The organism is Treponema sp. OMZ 857, from assembly GCF_024181085.1.
Classification (GTDB): domain Bacteria; phylum Spirochaetota; class Spirochaetia; order Treponematales; family Treponemataceae; genus Treponema.
The window spans coordinates 1,590,026-1,605,946 of the sequence record NZ_CP051147.1 but is presented as its reverse complement, the minus strand read 5'-3'; the positions used below and the strand labels follow the sequence as shown (position 1 = coordinate 1,605,946).

Here is a 15,921-nt window from a genome sequence, read left to right as displayed (position 1 = left end):
GACTGTTTACCTTGTTTCTTTAAAAGCGGCGCCTACCGCATTCATATCCTCGATAAATCGAGGGTAGGATATTCTTACACAATCAAAATCTTCTATACAAGAGGGTTTGGAAAAATTTTCGGTATTTTCCTTCGTTGTATCCGATTGTTGTCCGCTGTGATACCGTGCGGCAATTCCGCAGGCAGCAACGGCGAGCATCATCGCGATGCGGTGGTCGCCGCGGCTCCGTACCCGTGCGGGATGGAGTTTCTGTCCGCCGCTGCCGTTTACGGTGTTGCTGTTTCCACCGCTGCCGCCGATGCGGAGAAAATCTTCTCCTTGGGTGATATCCGCTCCGAATTTTGCGAGTTCTTCCGCCGAGGCAGCAAGCCGGTCGCATTCTTTAAAACGGCACACACCGGCATTGAGCAGCAGTGTTTCTCCCGTACAAAACACGGCGGCAGCGGCGAGGATGGGAACCGCATCGGGGATATCCGCACAGTCAAAGCGTCCGCCTTTTAATTCGCCGGATATGGGAAAGACCGAAACCGTACGGCGCTCCGTATCGCAGCGGATGTCAGCGCCCATCGCTTTGAGGATGGAAAGCGCCTGCGAATCCCCCTGCGTGTCTGCGGGATCGAGGTTGGTCAGCGTAAGCGCCACATTGCAGATGACGGCTGCTGTCAGAGGAAAGAGGGCGGACGACCAATCGCCCGGTATCGTTTCGGAAAACGAGCGGTATCGCTGTCTGCCTGCAACTTCAAAATAATAGTCGTCACGGTTCAATACCTCGATACCGGCAATGCGCAGCCAAGCGCAGGTCATCCGGAGATACGGACGTTCCCCGGCATTGTTAAAGGTAATGCGGCTTATCCCGTTTAAAAGCGGCGCGGCAAGGAGAAGCCCCGTTACGGGCTGGGAAAAAGGGCCGTCGAGTTGATATGCTCCGGCGGACAGTGGGCCGCAAAAACGGAGAGGCGGGACTTCCATGCTGCCTGTACCGTTTTTAATACTTGCCGCCGAGTACGGGATGCCCGCTTGCCGGTATACCGAAAGGAGCGGTTCTACGGGGCGGCTCCTGAGGGATTCGTCCCCGGTCAAACACACCGGCATATCGGCTGCGGCAAGGATCATCCCTAAAAAGTAGAGGAGGGAACCAGAGTTGCCGAGGTCGAGAATGCGTTCCGCGGCACCGCGCTCTGCGGAGGCGAGAAGACCGCCGGCTGGCGGCGTAACTTTGAGTACAAGCGGATTATTCGATACTTCCGTAATGGTAACCCCGAGCTGCCGCAGTACCTGTACGGCGCTTTCCATGTCCCCGCTGATAAGAGGCGCGGTAATAAACGAAGTATCGTCCGCTAAAGAGGCGCAGATGAGGGCGCGGAGTGTATGGCTTTTTGAAGACGGCGCCGTCATCGTTCCGCAAAAAGACGGCTTACTCACTTCGAGATTCATTATGGTATAGTTCGTTCCGTTATTCGCAAATTAAATCTAAGGAAAACCTCTAAGTTGTTTTCTTTGTTCGGTGCTTTTTTACCGCCGCTTTTTCGGTTTTTGTATCAGCCGTTTCTTCTGCGGCAGGCTCAGTCGCTGCCGTTCTTTTTTTGCTTACAGCGGACTTGGTTCTTGCGGTTGCCTTTGCATCCGCAGCAGACCTAGCAGATGCAGCTTTTTTTGTCTTGGTACCGGTAGCGGGTTTTGTTGCGTCCGCTTCTTCTTCGCCTGCAGCAGACTTGGCGCTTGTCCTTTTTTTTGTCTTGGTGCTGCTAACAGGTTCTTCTACATCCGCGGCAGATTTGGAAGCTCTGCTTGTTTTTTTTGCCGAGGCTATCTCCTTGGGTTTTTGTTCAGCTTTTGGCTCTGAGGCAGGCTGAGCGGTTGCGCCGATATCCTGCACGAGGGCTTTTTCAAGTGCATCGACGCGTTCCGACGTTTCGTACCGTTTAAGCTGTACAACCTGTGCTTGCGCCTGCTCGAACCGTTTTGTGTTGCGGTACACACAGGCAAGGTCGTAGTGCAGGTCGGGACTGTCGGCAAAGGCTTCAAGTCCTGTCCGCAATGTTACCTCCGCACGGGCGTAGTCGCCTTTTTGAACGGATATGGATGCAATCAGCTGATATATCCGGACGGACGGCTGAATATCGAGCGCCTTAACCAAACCGTCATCGGCCTCGTTGAGAAGGAAGAGCGCATAGTCGTTTTCAGCCTTATCGGTGAGAAGCTCAGGATTTTTCGGATCGAGTTTCAATGCCTTATAATACCACTGCTGCGCTTCTTCGCGGGAATCATCGTCGGCAAATGCATTCGCAAGGGCATGGAACGCTGCCGCTCGATTCCGCTCCACAGCAAGGTCGGCGGTTCCGTTTTCAATATCGAAGAGCGGCAGACACTTTGCAAGCTGTCCCTTCCTGCGTTGTACTTCGAGGTAGTTTACCAACAGGGATACTTCATCGGGCAGCAGCCTGCGCGCTTCCGCGACCGCCGCTTCCGCTTGTTCAATATCGTTTTCGCTCAATGCTGCTAATGCGCATAAATTATGCACCCAACCGTTTTGAGGATCGGCGGCAAGCGCTTGTTCCAATGCCGGCTGATATTTTCCGCTACTTAAATAGAGCGCTTCGGCTAATCGGAACTGATATAATCCGTACTCCGGTTCAAGGGTACATGCTTTTTTGAATGCTTTAACCGCCTCTTTCGGTTCTTTGGTTTTGAGCAGCAGTCCGTACAGGTACCAGTCGGCGGAATCTTCCGAACCCTTTTTGCACGCCGTTTTTAATTTGAGCAAAGCATCATCGTATCTGCCTATTGCATAAGCATATTTTCCGGCAATCGAAAGTGTTCGGGGATCATTCGGCGCTATACGTTCCAATATCGTAATAACTTCCGCAAGGTCATCGTATGCTTCCTGCTGTAAAAACGCGCGCGCAGCCTGCATATATGCATCTACCGCTTCCGGCTTTTTCCCGCAATCGTAGAGTTCATTCGCCTGATGGAAGGCAAAAAGCCCCTGATCGGGATTGATTGTAAACGCCCGCCGGTATGCTTCAGCCGCTTCTTCGTGCTTCCCCAAGGCATGGTATAAATGTCCTTCAAGGTTTGAAAGGAATGAGGATTGCGCCATCATCGGCTTTGGAACTTTTTGCAGTAAACGCTGTAAATCTTCGTACCGTTCAGCCCGATAGTAAATGCCGCCGAGTTCCGCAAAGGCTTCCTCGTTGGAAGGATTCGCTTCCAAGACCGATTGAAATTCCTGCTCGGCTTCGTCAAGCATCCGCTGTGCAAAATAAATGCGGCCTGCCAGTATCCGATCCGCTTCTTCCGGCTCCTTTAACCGCGCTGCAGCCCTGAGTTGGAGCAGGGCAGGAACATACCGCCCCATCGCATAGAGCGTTTTTGCAAGGCTGATGCGGGCATCCGGCGGCACCGCGGAAAATTCGTTTGCTTCCGTGTATGCCGTTTCTACCGTCATCGGGATGGAATTTAACGAAAAGCGGGAAAGCTGCGCGGTAACCTGCGGGTAGGTTTCCCAGTTTTGAATTGCAAAGGCAATTTTTCCCGCTGCCTGAATGGTGTCATCCTCGCAGCAGGCAACCCAATGGCCGTTTATCAAAATAGTGATAGTCGTATTATTCGCGATCAGTTTGATTGAGTACGCACGTTTTGTATCCGTCTCTTCTTTATGATTTGAATGGTCTGAATAGGACTGATCTGGATCGGAGTGATCTGAACTATGATGATCGATATCGGGATGAGCGGAGCCGGGGATTTTTACCCAGCCTAGGAGGGGCATCGGAGTGCTGTTGACGACTGCATCGAGCCGTACCCATCCCGCATCGGAGATCATCAGTGCGTAAAAGGTACTCTGGCTGATATAACGGAACAGGATTCCGGCAGCGAATCCTCCCGCCTTATCGGTTGGTGTGTCCTGTCCGTCCGGCTTTTTTGCCGGCTCCGGCAAACGCATATCGGCTTCGATAATCACATCCTTATAGCGGAATACCGGATTGACCGTCCACGCATAGAGATGCTTCCGCTGCGCTTCGAGCGTGATGCCGCCCGTATTGTTTCCGGTAGGCTCAGGCGGCGTAAAAGCTGCCGTATATCCGTCACCCGTTTCGGCAGCAAAGCGGCAGTTCTCAGGCTTGGAAAAATCTGCCTGCCATTGTTCTTCAACGATTTCTTCGTAATCAATTGGAATTTCTTCTTTAGGCTTTCGCAGATTTTTAATCTTACTTTTAAAATAATCGATGTAAAGTTTGAACATCCCCATAGGATAAAAATAGCGGAAAAAAGAAAAAAAGTCTATCTGGAGATGTTCAAGGCCGTAATTCTCATCAGATTCCAGTCATACATAAATCAACATTCTTGATATTATTCAATAAATCTTTATTTTCCGCAGTTATTTGTGTTTTTCCTATTCTTATGTGTGTTAGTTTTTTTAAGTTTGTTAAAAACGATACATCCGAAATAGGAGATGAATCAAAAATGCTCAATTTTTGTAAATTTTTAAATTCCGACAATGCCTCATAATTGCATACATTTTTACAATTCTCTATTGTCATCTTTGTGACTTTTGGCAACGTATTGCCAATGTTGTCTAAAGTTTGAAGTTTTGGACAATAAGAGAAAGTCAATTCTTCTATATTCGTATTTAATCTACAAAGCGGAATAGAGGAGGCAGTCAATCTAAAAAAAGAAACTCTTTTTAAAAATTGTAAATTATCTATTTGCTTAAAGAAACTTGCTAAATCACTACAGTTATGAATATCGATACTCTGAAGATTACTACATTGAGAAATATCACTTTTTTTATGCCACTTATAACCAATACTCGTTATATTCTTATTAGTAATACTTCCTATAAATTTTGGACTGCCTAATTCTTTCAGATTTGGCATTTCATTTACAAAAGAAATATCAATTGTTTTATAATCAAATCTTATAATCAAAGAAGAAAGAGTTTTTAATCTTACGATAACTGAAAAATCGTCAATGCAATGCGTGCTATCAACAGTAAGCTTATTCAAATTATACAACTGTAATTCTGCCTTAATTTCATCTGAAAAGTTTGTTATTGAAGCTTCTGAAATTTTATTAGTAGTATCCGTATATAGTTTTAATCCGTTTTTTTCGATCAACATCACCGTTTATTCTCCACCCATACGATTCTATCATCAAACATATATTTGAAATAATCCTAGCATACTGCTTTTTGCCTGTCAAAATGAAAAATCTATAATTTCGGTAATTTGCGAAAGATGTTCGATGTGGTTGTTTTGAAAAATATATCCTCTACAATTGAAATCACTGTATATCTATGCTATAAATAAATATGCAACCGTCCATATCTTTTTATAATGTGAAAGACCCGTCCGTATGCATTCCTTTAGAGATGCTGTTAAAAATAAACGATGAAGCAGGGGGTAATTATATTCCCCGGCAGATACCGATTTTACCCGATTCGCTGATATATAAAAACCCGCCGCCTTCCTTTCGCGATGTTGCATTTGAAGTGTTCCGATCCTTTTTTCGGGATGTTATTCCCGAATCCGATTTATACACCCTTATTGCACGCGCATTTCCTTTCAGGGTTCCGGTATTTCCGATTGATCCCCGTACTTATATCATTGAACTTACCCATGGAGACGGCGGATCGTATACCGATTTCGGTGCGCGGTTTACTGCACAGCTGGTCGATTATTTCTATCAGCGCAGCGGGAAGCCGGTGCATATTCTTTTTGCAGGGACGGAGTGTGAAACGCTTTCGCTTGCAAAAGCATTTTCCGAGTTTGAAGATATTCATGCAACTTTTTTATATCCTAAAGATCCGAAAGATGCTTTTCAGCCCATGATAAAACAGCAATTTCTTTTGCTTCCCGAACACATACATATCTTTGGTGTCAACGGCTCTCTGGCTGACTGTAAAGCAATGGTTCAAGAAACGGCAGCAGATGCTGATATTGCCGGCTCGATGGAGCTTTTTATTCCTCATGCAGTGCATATCGGCTATCTGTTATCGCAGGTGTGTTGCTGTATGTATGCTGCATTAGCGGTACTTTCACGAGCCGGTTATGATAACAATATTGAACGGCCGCAGTTGATTATCGGTACTCCGTTGAAGCAGCCGAATGCTCTCAATGCTGCCGTACTTGCAAAAGAGATGGGCGCGCCCATAAACGGTTGTATTACGACAGTTAATGCTGCTTGCCGTATTCCTGAAAAAGACTACGAAGAAGAATGTAAACGCTTTAGAATGCTGTATGCACACAGCGCTCCGGAAAGATGCGCCCCGGAGGTTGCCTTATTTCGGTTTAATCAAGATTCCGTGTTAGAGGCAATGCGAGACTGTAAAGATCGAACAGGTTGTATTATCAGTCCCGATATTGCGACTGTATGGCAGGGGTGGAACGCGGTAAGAAACGGTTCGGTAATAGCGGATGAACATAATTCTATTGAAAGTCTTTGTATGAATACCGGTTCGCTGCCCCGTTGGGTATCCGATGAACACACTGTTCATTCTTGTATCACGATTATCCCGGAAATAACACATCCCGTGTTCCACTCCGAAGCAGTTAGAACGGCAACGGGAATATACCCATCAGTACCTACTTACTTAAAATATAATCCCCAAATAACAGATGAGCCGACACTGGAATGTTCATCCGCAAAAGATTTAAAAGAGTGGCTTTTGTCTCTCGTCTAATCACCTTTTGCAAAAACATCGCTACTGCATGGAACCACGGACATCCCCCTGTCCGCAATGCGCCGTATATAGCCCTACCGTAAGCCTTTTGAAAATAGCCTGTTCAGAAGCGTACATCCGTGTACACTTCTGAACGCGAGTTTTTGCGAGGCAAAAACATCGCTACTGCGTGGAACCACGGACATCCCTGTCCGTAATGCACCGTATATAGCCCTACCGTAAGCCTTTTGAAATAGCCTGTTCAGAAGTGTACATCCGTGTACACTTCTGAACGACGAGATTTGTGCATAGCCCAAATCTCGCTCCTGTATAAAACCACTGCCATCCTTGGCAGTTCTGCAAATGCTAGGAGCCTAGCCGAAATAAAGAGGAGGCGTATCTATGATACGTTGAGGATCTTCAGAAGCGGCACGGATGCCGCTGGTTTAAATAGAAGCGATATTTCGGCTTTGCCGAAATTCGCCATTAAAAGTGTACACGGATGTACACTTTTAATGATGCGACGCAGTAGATGTGCCGTATATTTTCAAAAGTATTATTGGCCTTGATATTCTTCAATAGTATCACTCAAATGCTCAAGGGTAACGCCTGCCTGTTTAAACATTTCGATTGAGTCGGCGCTATCATGGTATCGTTTTTCGGCGATCACCCGCTTTATACCGCAGTTAATAATCAGCATTGCACATGTTCGGCATGGGGTCATTTTGCAGTAGAGCGTTGCGCCGTCGATGCTGATACCCCGTTTTGCTGCTTGGCAAATTGCATTTTGCTCTGCATGAACGGTGCGGACGCAGTGTTGACTTACGGAACCGTCTTCGTGCTGTACCTTTTTAAATTGATGCCCGACATCATCGCAATGCGGTAATCCGCGGGGTGCGCCCACATAGCCGGTAACTAAGAGCTGGTTATCCCGTGCAATAACGCAGCCGGATCTGCCGCGGTCGCAGGTTGCACGCTTTGCAATTGCGCGGCATACTTCCATAAAGTATTCGTCCCATGTCGGGCGGACATACGGTTCTTCACTCATGTTTTATCCTTTTGGAAAATTTCCCTATAGCCACGGGTTGATGCCTTCACCCTGTATCGTGCCGTTGTTCTGTTCCTGTGTTTCGGATTCGGTACCGGCAGGTTCAGATTCTAGAGGCGGGAAAGACGGCAACGGGGTTCCCTCATCGATGGTTCCCAAATGCGTTTGAGGAATCGGAGGATTAGTCGTATTGGTTGCTCCTGAGGTGCCCGGAGTCTGTCCCGGTTGAGTTGCCGGATTTTGTGTATTTTGCTCTTGTTGCGGAGTAGGCACCTGCGGCTCCGTTGAAGAATTATCTTCACCTGAACGCAACAACGGATCGGATTCCAAAATGTTGCCGGAGGGTACTGTAAGTTCATCGGTTGTAAACGGATCTACCGTATAAGAGGTATTTCCTGTCCGCCTTTGCTTGCTCGGTTCAGGGTCTTCAAAAATACGCGGGTCAATGAGTACATCCGTTTTAATAATGTCAACGGGCGCTTGTCCGGTGCTGTAATTACTTTTGCGCAGACGGTCTTTTGCAATTTCCAGCAATACATTATTAGCTTCATGATAGGTACAAGCCTCCGTCGGTTCGGTGCCGGATAAAAAGTAGAGCGGCACAGTACCCTCATCGCAATAAGGCGTTTGCAGCATACCGGATTTTGAACAAACCGAAACAGTGGTTAATCCTGTTTCAGGCCGGATAAAATCCCGGTACGGCATATCTTCATGAATCGACTTCATAAAGTTTGCCCACGGAGGCCCTGCAAGCATTGCACCGGTATTGTCGAGTCCGAGCGACTGCCCTCCCTTGTCATATCCGAACCAAACTGCGGCGGTATAATACGGAGAGTAACCGATCGCCCATGCATCCGACCAGTTTTGGGTCGTACCGGTTTTACCTGCAATAGGCATGGAAAAATACTTACCGGTTTTTTTATCCTTAAAGCGGAATTTTGATCCGCTGCCGGAAGCAGTCATAAGTGTTCCTGCGGTAATCGTTTTCTGTAGTACCGATGTCATAAGATAGGCATTTTGGGGGCTAATAACTTGCATCGCAGTTCCCCTCCGCCGCTGTTCCAGCCGTAAATCCCGTTCGGGATCCATCACAATTGTACCATTGCGGTTTTCTACGGTACGGATGGCAATAGGATCAACCCTTCGTCCTTGGTTTCCAAAGATAGCAAACGCCTTTGCCATCTGAACGGGAGCAACACTGATAACGCCGAGCGCGAGCGGATACAGCCGCGGGAATGTACGGTCTATTTCATCCTGATCGGTGATACCGAGCAGCGCAGCAGAGCGGGTAATCGCAGTATCGAAGCCGATTGTATCGAGTACCTTAATTGCAGGAATGTTCAGTGATTTTGCCAGCGCCCGCCATGCAAGAACAGTGCCCTGCCAATGCCCTGCATAGTTGTTGGGAATATACGGGACACCGCTCTGGTTTTGAAATACTTGCGGCGTATCTTCAAGCACTGTTGCCGGTGTAATCAATTTAGTGTCGAAGGCTGCAGAATATAAAAGCGGCTTAAAAGAGCTTCCCGGTTGCAGACGTCCCTGAGTTGCCCGGATTATCTGATTCGATTCATCGAATTTACTTCCGCCGACAAGCGCCGTAATGTATCCGGTATTATTTTCCAAACAGATGAGCGTTCCTTCAACCGTTTTTCTTGCGAGCTCATCTTGAACTTTTGCCGTACTTTTTGTGCCGGTAATTTTGAGGTTGTTTAAACCGAAAAGCATTGCTGCCATGTCAACAATAGGATTTAAATCACTGCGGTAGTAGGAGAGTGTTTTTGCCTGTACCCGTTCGGAATCGATATGGAGTGCCGGAATATTAAAGGCAAGCGAAACCAGTGCAGTAATGTTGCTGTACAGTTCGCTCTGTGCAAATCGGTGCGAACGGGTATTCCTTACGCGGCTATTGGCAATGCGGATATAGTCTCCCATCTCTTTTTCAGCTGCTGCTTGATGCCGCAGGTCGCAAGTGGTATGTACGATATATCCATCGGAATAAAAATCCATTGTACCGTACATCATCGTTTCAAGCTGACGGCGTACATATTCGGAAAACCAGCGGGCTTTATCTTCACGGTTAAACCATGCAGACGAAGCAGTGCGGGTATAATCGAAATGAGCCCAATACTCATCGTAGGACTCGTCCCGTTCCTCTTTGGAGAGATAACCGAGCCGCACCATCTCGTCGAGAATATAACCTTGACGTTCCTGCACACGGTTCGGATATTCAAAAGGATTGTAATAGGCGGGGTTTGACAGCTGAATAACCAGTATTGCCGCTTCCGCAGGGGTGATTTCCGCGACGGAATGTCCGAAATAAAAACGGCAGGCAGCGCTTACTCCGTAGGTACCTCCGCCGAAATATACTTTGTTCAAATAGAGTTCGAGGATTTCGTCTTTCGAGTACCGGCGTTCCATTTGAACCGCCCACCACAGTTCTTTAATCTTTCGCGAAATACTCATATCGGTACGGTCACAGTACAAGAGACCTGCGATTTGCTGTGTAATAGTACTTCCGCCGCCGAGTGTCTTACGGGTAAGTTTTCCGATAACGGCACGGAAAATTGCTTTTAAGGTAAAGCCGCGGTGCCGATAAAAGCTGCGGTCTTCACGGACAAGGAGCGCATTGATCAAGGCCGGCGGTATCTGCTCGAATTTAATAATCTCCCGTTTTTCGTTGGAAGAGAATTCGGTAATCAAATCCCCGCGTATATCAAGTATCCGGGTCGGTAAGTCGGGATTAAAAGCCGTAAATTGTTCACTTTGCTTTACGGCAGCCGTTTCTGCCAGTAAGTAGCCCAGCATCGCTGAACCTGCAACAAGCACGGTAAAAACAATAATAAGATAAATATATAAAAAGACGGTGCGTCCGCGCATGTGCCTATAAAAGCATAAAATCATTTTTTTTTCAAGCATATACCTGTGTCTGTACAATATTGACACTTTACCGCTATCAAATAATAATAGCTGCAAGGAGCATATAAAATGAAAAGACTAAATAAGATAGTTCTGTTTGCCGTATTCGGAATTATACAGATTGTATCATTTGTATCATGTGCCAAAAATGAAAGACAAAGCACGAATAATGAGAGTAATCCTGCCGGTGAAGTAGCGGCAGCCGTTCATACGGATACAAAACAAGAGTCTGCGTCCGATATGGGGAATGCTATGGGCATTAGCGGAGTTATTTATGTGAACAATGCGGGACTTTATGCGGAAAACGACGAAGGAAAAATGAAGTGGATTGCTGAAGCTTCACTGGGTGATAAAGCGCTCTATTTGGGAGAAAAGAAAGAAGCCGTAAGAACCGATGGACAAAAACGGACATTTTTTCATGTTGAGCTTAACGGGCAGCGTTATTGGATTCAAGAGTATTCTTATGAACCCGATACCATCGCAGCTTTTATTTCGGGACAGGACGTCGTGCTGTATAAATCGGAATCCCTTGCGGCTATGACGGATGAGTTTATTCCTCGTTATGCTATTGTTGCGGTATATAAAGACAGCCTTGAAAAGCCGGACAGTAAATTTATTAAAATTGCAGCGTATAATCCGGAACTGGTTAGTTCATGGAGTATTAAGGATAAATATGTAAAACGGGATGCGGTAGAAATGGATGAAATGAGTGTTTCGGCTATGATTCTCGCTCAGGTTGCGATGGAATCGAAAAACGACACCATACGGACGGAGCTGTTCCAGAATGCAATTGAACTGGGTTCTCCTTATAGCGATACCATTGCAGTTTTACAGTCGCTTTCCGAAATTATGATAAAAGAAGAGAATTTCATGAAAGAGCTTACAGCTGAAAAAATCAGTGAAAAAGTTACGGCTATCGACGATATCAATCTTTTAAGTATTCCCGATGAAGACTCTGCAAGAACGGTAAATATGCTGAAAGCAGGAGCATCGGCTACTGCCACCCGCAAATATATTAAACAGGATGGAGATTCCGAGAGTGGTATTGAATGGCTCTATATCCAAAACAAGCAAAAAAAAGGCTGGGTTAGAGCGGATTCGGTAAAACTTCAAAACGGATAATATTTATTCGTGCAGTTTAATATTACCCCCTGACGCTCTTGATATTTTACCTTGCGTAATCTATAAAAAAAGGTTACACTAAATAAATAGCAGTATCCGAAAGCGATTCAAGTTTTTAAAGATGCCTTAGCAATATTCAGATTTATGAGAACAACATACCCCGATGTGCTGCGTCGGGGTATGTTGATTATTAGAGGAGACTCGATCATGGATAGTAGTACCATTCTGGCTTATGCAAAGCAGTATATGGCGGAAGAAACCGATCCGACATTCATAAAAGAAGTGGAAGCACTCGTTACAAAGAACGATGAGAAAGAGCTGTTTGACCGCTTCTACCGTCAATTGGAATTCGGAACCGGCGGTTTGCGCGGGATTATCGGCGGCGGAACAAACCGGATGAATCCCATGGTGATTAAAAAGGCAACCCAGGGGCTCGCCGACTATATTATCGAAACCTTTCCTGAAAAGGCAAAGAAAGGTCAACTAAAAGCGGTTATCGCGCATGATTCACGCCGCTATTCGGATGTGTTTGCAGAGGCAACCGCACTCATCTTTGCAGCGAATGGTTTTACAGTCTATTTGTTTTCGGCATTACGCCCGACACCGGAGCTTTCCTATGCAATCCGCGAGCTCGGCTGCGATACCGGCGTTGTCGTTACCGCTTCGCACAATCCGCCGCAATATAACGGATACAAAGCCTATTGGAATGATGGAGCGCAAGTTATTCCGCCCCACGATAAGGGCATTATCGACAAGGTAAACACGGTTAAAAAAGTGAACATGATGAACCGTGACGGAGCGATTAAGAGCGGGAAACTCATCATCATCGATAAAGAAATAGACGAAAAATATTGGGCGAGCGTTAAGGCCAAGCTGCATCGCGGTAATCTTATTAAAGAGATGTCCAAGTCCGTAAAAATTGTCTACACACCGCTGCACGGTACCGGTGCGATGCATGTCGAGAAAGTGCTTGGCGATATGGGCTTTAACATCATCACCGTACCCGAACAGCGCCAGCCGGATGGAAATTTTCCGACGGTGAGCTATCCTAACCCCGAAGACCCTGCTGCGCTTAAAATGGCGATTGAATTAGCGGAAAAAGAAGGCGCAGATATTTTAATGGCAACCGACCCCGATGCAGACCGTTTTGCCTCAGCGGTAAAAGATGCCAACGGAAAGATGCATCTTATTACCGGTAACCAGATGGGAGCTCTTTTTACCGACTATCTCTGCCTGACTGCAAAAGAATTCGGCGTTATGCCGGCAAAACCCGCTATTGTTCGTTCCATTGTAACGTCCCATCTGTGTGATCGCATCGCAAAAGGTTACGGAGTTGAAGCCTTTGAATGTCTAACCGGTTTTAAATGGATCTGCAATAAGGCTGATGAAATTTCCAAACAAGGGTATCACTATATTTATGGTTTTGAAGAAAGCTACGGCTATAATTTCGGGATGGAAATCCGCGATAAAGACGGAATTGCAGCTTCCGCACTTTGTGCCGAAATGTCGCTCTATTGGCGTAAACAAGGAAAGAGCTTGTTAGAGCGTTTAGACGAACTCTTTATGCAGTACGGCTGTTTCTACGAAACAACCATCAACAAGGTATTCCCCGGTGCGGAAGGTGTAGAAATTATGAAAAATATGATGATAAAGCTTCGCACTTCCGCGTTAAAGGATATTGCCGGTGTAAAGGTTCTCACCATCCGCGATATCGATCAATCATGTTCCTACAACCCGCTTACTCCCGATAAGAAAGAAACGGTAGATCTTCCGGTAAGCAATGTGCTGCAGTATTATCTTGAAGACGGAACAATTATCAGTGTCCGTCCGAGCGGTACCGAACCCAAGATCAAGTTTTATATCATCCATCCGCAGCCGGTACAGGGTAAGGATGTTGCCGCTGCCCAGACCAAAGCAGAACAGCAGGTTAAAATTTTTGCTCAAGCATTGGACACTCTTGTCTAATGACGAGTTATGATTGGTTGGCTGCCGTATACGACACGGCAGCCTTTATCGCTTTTGATACCGAAACGACCGGACTTGATCCTGCATCGGGGCGTATCGTCGAAATCGGTGCGGTAAAGTTCGACCGGTGCGGTGTTATTGCCCGGTACAATGTGCTTATCAATCCCAAAATGCCGATGCCGGAAGAAGCAGGCAAGGTCAACGGAATCACCGATGAGATGCTGAAGGATAAGCCGCTGATAGCCGATGTCTTTCCCGACTTTTTCGATTTTATCGGCACCGGTGTTTTAGTTGCGCATAATGCTCCGTTTGACATAAACTATGTTAATGCGGAGTTAAAGCGCGCCGGAAAATCTCCTTTAACCAATAAAGCCATCGATACGCGAATATTTGCAAAGGAAGTATTTCCCGGACTTTCCAGCTATGCATTACAGGATCTTGCCGTGCAGTTCGGCATTACAGCGCTGGAAGCTCACCGAGCCGAAGACGATGCCCGCGTCTGCATGGAGCTTTTTGAAAAGATTTTAAGCAGATTTTTAAAAAACAATCCCGAACTGGTAGAAAAAATCCGTGCAGAAACGGATGCTGCAAGCCTGTTAGCCCCCGAAACGGAGCAAAAAGAGAAAGATTATTCACGGAGTTTATTTTGATACCGCAACAAAGACGAGAAACGACCACAATCCAAAATCCTTTTAAGGCGCCCGTGTATTATTATGCCCGCACCGACTCTACCTTACAAGCCGCCCGCGAATGCCTTGCCGACGGTTGTCCCGACGGCACGTTCATCTATGCCGGCTACCAAACGGAAGGTCGCGGCCGCATGTCCGGCCGGCAATGGTTTTCCCCTGCAGGGGAAAACCTGCTCGGTACACTCATTTTGAGGCAGCCCGCATCCACCGATTTTACGCTGCGGATAGGCTTAGCCGCTAGTCTAACACTCGATTCTTTTTTGCCTTCCGGCGTACGGACTGCCGTTAAGTGGCCAAATGATATCTTGATCAACGGTAAAAAAACTGCCGGCATCCTGTGCGAAAGCGCGGGCGGCTGTGTTCTTGCCGGTGTCGGTATCAACCTGCTTCAAACGGCTTTTTTGCGGAGTATAGAACACACGGCAACTTCGCTTGCAATGATTATCGGCGCGGATAAATGCCCCACGTTTGAAGTGTTTATTCCTGCGCTGCTGACTCAAATACAGGAATGTCTTAGTCGCCGCGATTGGAATGAAGAAATCAGCCGCCGGCTTTGGAAGCGAGGCTCTATGGTTCGCTTTATGCGCGGGCAACAGGAAGACGATATTATCGAAGGCATTCTTACCGGTATTGCTCCGGATGGGGCGCTGTGCATTACGGAAGAGGATAAGGAACATCGGTATTATTCGGGAGAACTGATCTATTAATCATCCTCGCGGCACTTAGGGATGATAACGAGATTCCGTTCCGCGTCATAAAAGGGTGTTTGTACCGGTATCACCTGATAGTCCGGTTTATGAGCGCCCAATGCCTGCATCTCTTCTTCAATTGCAGTGAGCTTTCCTTTGTAGGCAGCTAAGATACCGGTACTGTGAATTCGTTTTTGCAGGGTAGCAAGCATTGCGCGGTCAAGCGGCCGAAACGCTCGGAATACGGCAATATCAAAATAATCGGCAGGAGCTTTTTCCGCTTCGGATTTCAGCACGGCGGTGTTAGTCAGCCCCAGCATTGCTTGTACGTTTTCCAAAACAGCGCATCGTTTGTGCATCCGCTCTATTAACGTAAATTTAATGCTGGGATCTTTAAGTAAAAACAGACATGCAAGCGGAATTCCCGGCAGCCCCGCCCCGGAACCGATATCCGCAATAGTACAGGTGTCTTCGCGTTTGTATGAATCGAGCCGGTGCGCTAATGCTTCCCACGGCGCAAGACTGTCGAGGATATGCTTGATAATCAGCTCTTGAGTGTTTTGTACCTTTATCAAATTAAATGCGGCATTAAATGTTTCAAGTTCGCGAATATATCGCGTTAACATATCTACCAATTTACCGTGCCGGTCTTCAATATGTAATGCGGCTAATCCCGCTTGTAAAAGTTCCGTGTTTTGTGTATCCATTGTAAAGTGCGCTCCTAATGCCGATCACAAATTAAATCTAAGGAAAACCGGTGAGCAAAGCTCACCTCTAAAAAACTAACCTTGAGTTTTTTAAGATGCCCGAAAGGTACCTGCTTAAAAC

The 15,921-nt window shown here is 46.7% G+C and carries 11 protein-coding genes; 5 read left to right on the top strand and 6 right to left on the bottom strand.

The genetic code is table 11. The annotated features are described in order from the left end of the window. Positions 1–6 precede the first annotated feature (6 nt). The 3 genes from aroA to E4N66_RS07240 all read right to left on the bottom strand — a co-directional run bounded on the left by aroA (position 7) and on the right by E4N66_RS07240 (position 5,123). The gene (gene aroA, locus E4N66_RS07250) at positions 7–1,434 is read right to left on the bottom strand and encodes a 3-phosphoshikimate 1-carboxyvinyltransferase (RefSeq protein ID WP_253727474.1); all 1,428 of its coding nucleotides are present in this window, start codon (positions 1,432–1,434) and stop codon (positions 7–9) included. 49 nt (positions 1,435–1,483) lie between these two features. After that, complete coding sequence (locus E4N66_RS07245) at positions 1,484–4,249, bottom strand: tetratricopeptide repeat protein (RefSeq protein WP_253727473.1); 2,766 nt, start codon at positions 4,247–4,249, stop codon at positions 1,484–1,486. Between the two features lie 64 nt (positions 4,250–4,313). Then, a complete protein-coding gene (locus E4N66_RS07240; protein WP_144389686.1) occupies positions 4,314–5,123 on the bottom strand; it encodes a leucine-rich repeat domain-containing protein in 810 nt (269 codons plus the stop codon). A gap of 188 nt (positions 5,124–5,311) precedes the next feature. Between E4N66_RS07240 and E4N66_RS07235 the strand changes: the two genes are divergently transcribed. Beyond that, the gene (locus E4N66_RS07235; RefSeq protein ID WP_253727472.1) at positions 5,312–6,682 is read left to right on the top strand and encodes a PALP domain-containing protein; all 1,371 of its coding nucleotides are present in this window, start codon (positions 5,312–5,314) and stop codon (positions 6,680–6,682) included. Positions 6,683–7,217: 535 nt separating this feature from the next. On the opposite strand, the gene E4N66_RS07230 is transcribed toward E4N66_RS07235, so the two are convergent. After that, positions 7,218–7,709 (bottom strand): deoxycytidylate deaminase, encoded by a 492-nt coding sequence (locus E4N66_RS07230; RefSeq protein WP_044016595.1) that lies wholly within the window; start codon positions 7,707–7,709, stop codon positions 7,218–7,220. Positions 7,710–7,733: 24 nt separating this feature from the next. Continuing rightward, positions 7,734–10,589: a penicillin-binding protein 1A gene (locus E4N66_RS07225; protein ID WP_253729437.1), complete on the bottom strand. Its 2,856-nt coding sequence runs from the start codon at positions 10,587–10,589 to the stop codon at positions 7,734–7,736. Between the two features lie 108 nt (positions 10,590–10,697). Here E4N66_RS07225 and E4N66_RS07220 point away from each other — a divergent pair, with 108 nt between their 5' ends. The 4 genes from E4N66_RS07220 to E4N66_RS07205 all read left to right on the top strand — a co-directional run bounded on the left by E4N66_RS07220 (position 10,698) and on the right by E4N66_RS07205 (position 15,111). Beyond that, the gene (locus E4N66_RS07220; protein WP_253727471.1) at positions 10,698–11,750 is read left to right on the top strand and encodes a hypothetical protein; all 1,053 of its coding nucleotides are present in this window, start codon (positions 10,698–10,700) and stop codon (positions 11,748–11,750) included. A gap of 207 nt (positions 11,751–11,957) precedes the next feature. Further along, complete coding sequence (locus tag E4N66_RS07215) at positions 11,958–13,715, top strand: phospho-sugar mutase (RefSeq protein ID WP_253727470.1); 1,758 nt, start codon at positions 11,958–11,960, stop codon at positions 13,713–13,715. Continuing rightward, positions 13,715–14,365: a 3'-5' exonuclease gene (locus tag E4N66_RS07210; protein ID WP_044016589.1), complete on the top strand. Its 651-nt coding sequence runs from the start codon at positions 13,715–13,717 to the stop codon at positions 14,363–14,365. Before E4N66_RS07215 ends, E4N66_RS07210 begins: the two co-directional genes overlap by 1 nt. Then, positions 14,362–15,111: a biotin--[acetyl-CoA-carboxylase] ligase gene (locus E4N66_RS07205; RefSeq protein ID WP_253674366.1), complete on the top strand. Its 750-nt coding sequence runs from the start codon at positions 14,362–14,364 to the stop codon at positions 15,109–15,111. The genes E4N66_RS07210 and E4N66_RS07205 overlap by 4 nt, the downstream gene beginning before the upstream one ends. On the opposite strand, the gene rsmG is transcribed toward E4N66_RS07205, so the two are convergent. Beyond that, on the bottom strand, positions 15,108–15,800 hold the full coding sequence (gene rsmG, locus E4N66_RS07200; RefSeq protein WP_253727469.1) for a 16S rRNA (guanine(527)-N(7))-methyltransferase RsmG: 693 nt from the start codon (positions 15,798–15,800) through the stop codon (positions 15,108–15,110). The two genes, E4N66_RS07205 and rsmG, sit on opposite strands and share 4 nt — an antisense overlap. Positions 15,801–15,921 lie beyond the last annotated feature (121 nt).

Bases quoted from the DNA above. Each gene is read 5' to 3' on its own strand.
- aroA (WP_253727474.1), bottom strand. From the start codon at position 1,434: ATGAATCTCGAAGTGAGTAAGCCGTCTTTTTGCGGAACGATGACGGCG.
- E4N66_RS07245 (WP_253727473.1), bottom strand. From the start codon at position 4,249: ATGGGGATGTTCAAACTTTACATCGATTATTTTAAAAGTAAGATTAAA.
- E4N66_RS07235 (WP_253727472.1), top strand. From the start codon at position 5,312: ATGCAACCGTCCATATCTTTTTATAATGTGAAAGACCCGTCCGTATGC.
- E4N66_RS07230 (WP_044016595.1), bottom strand. From the start codon at position 7,709: ATGAGTGAAGAACCGTATGTCCGCCCGACATGGGACGAATACTTTATG.
- E4N66_RS07225 (WP_253729437.1), bottom strand. From the start codon at position 10,589: ATGCGCGGACGCACCGTCTTTTTATATATTTATCTTATTATTGTTTTT.
- E4N66_RS07220 (WP_253727471.1), top strand. From the start codon at position 10,698: ATGAAAAGACTAAATAAGATAGTTCTGTTTGCCGTATTCGGAATTATA.
- E4N66_RS07215 (WP_253727470.1), top strand. From the start codon at position 11,958: ATGGATAGTAGTACCATTCTGGCTTATGCAAAGCAGTATATGGCGGAA.
- E4N66_RS07210 (WP_044016589.1), top strand. From the start codon at position 13,715: ATGACGAGTTATGATTGGTTGGCTGCCGTATACGACACGGCAGCCTTT.
- rsmG (WP_253727469.1), bottom strand. From the start codon at position 15,800: ATGGATACACAAAACACGGAACTTTTACAAGCGGGATTAGCCGCATTA.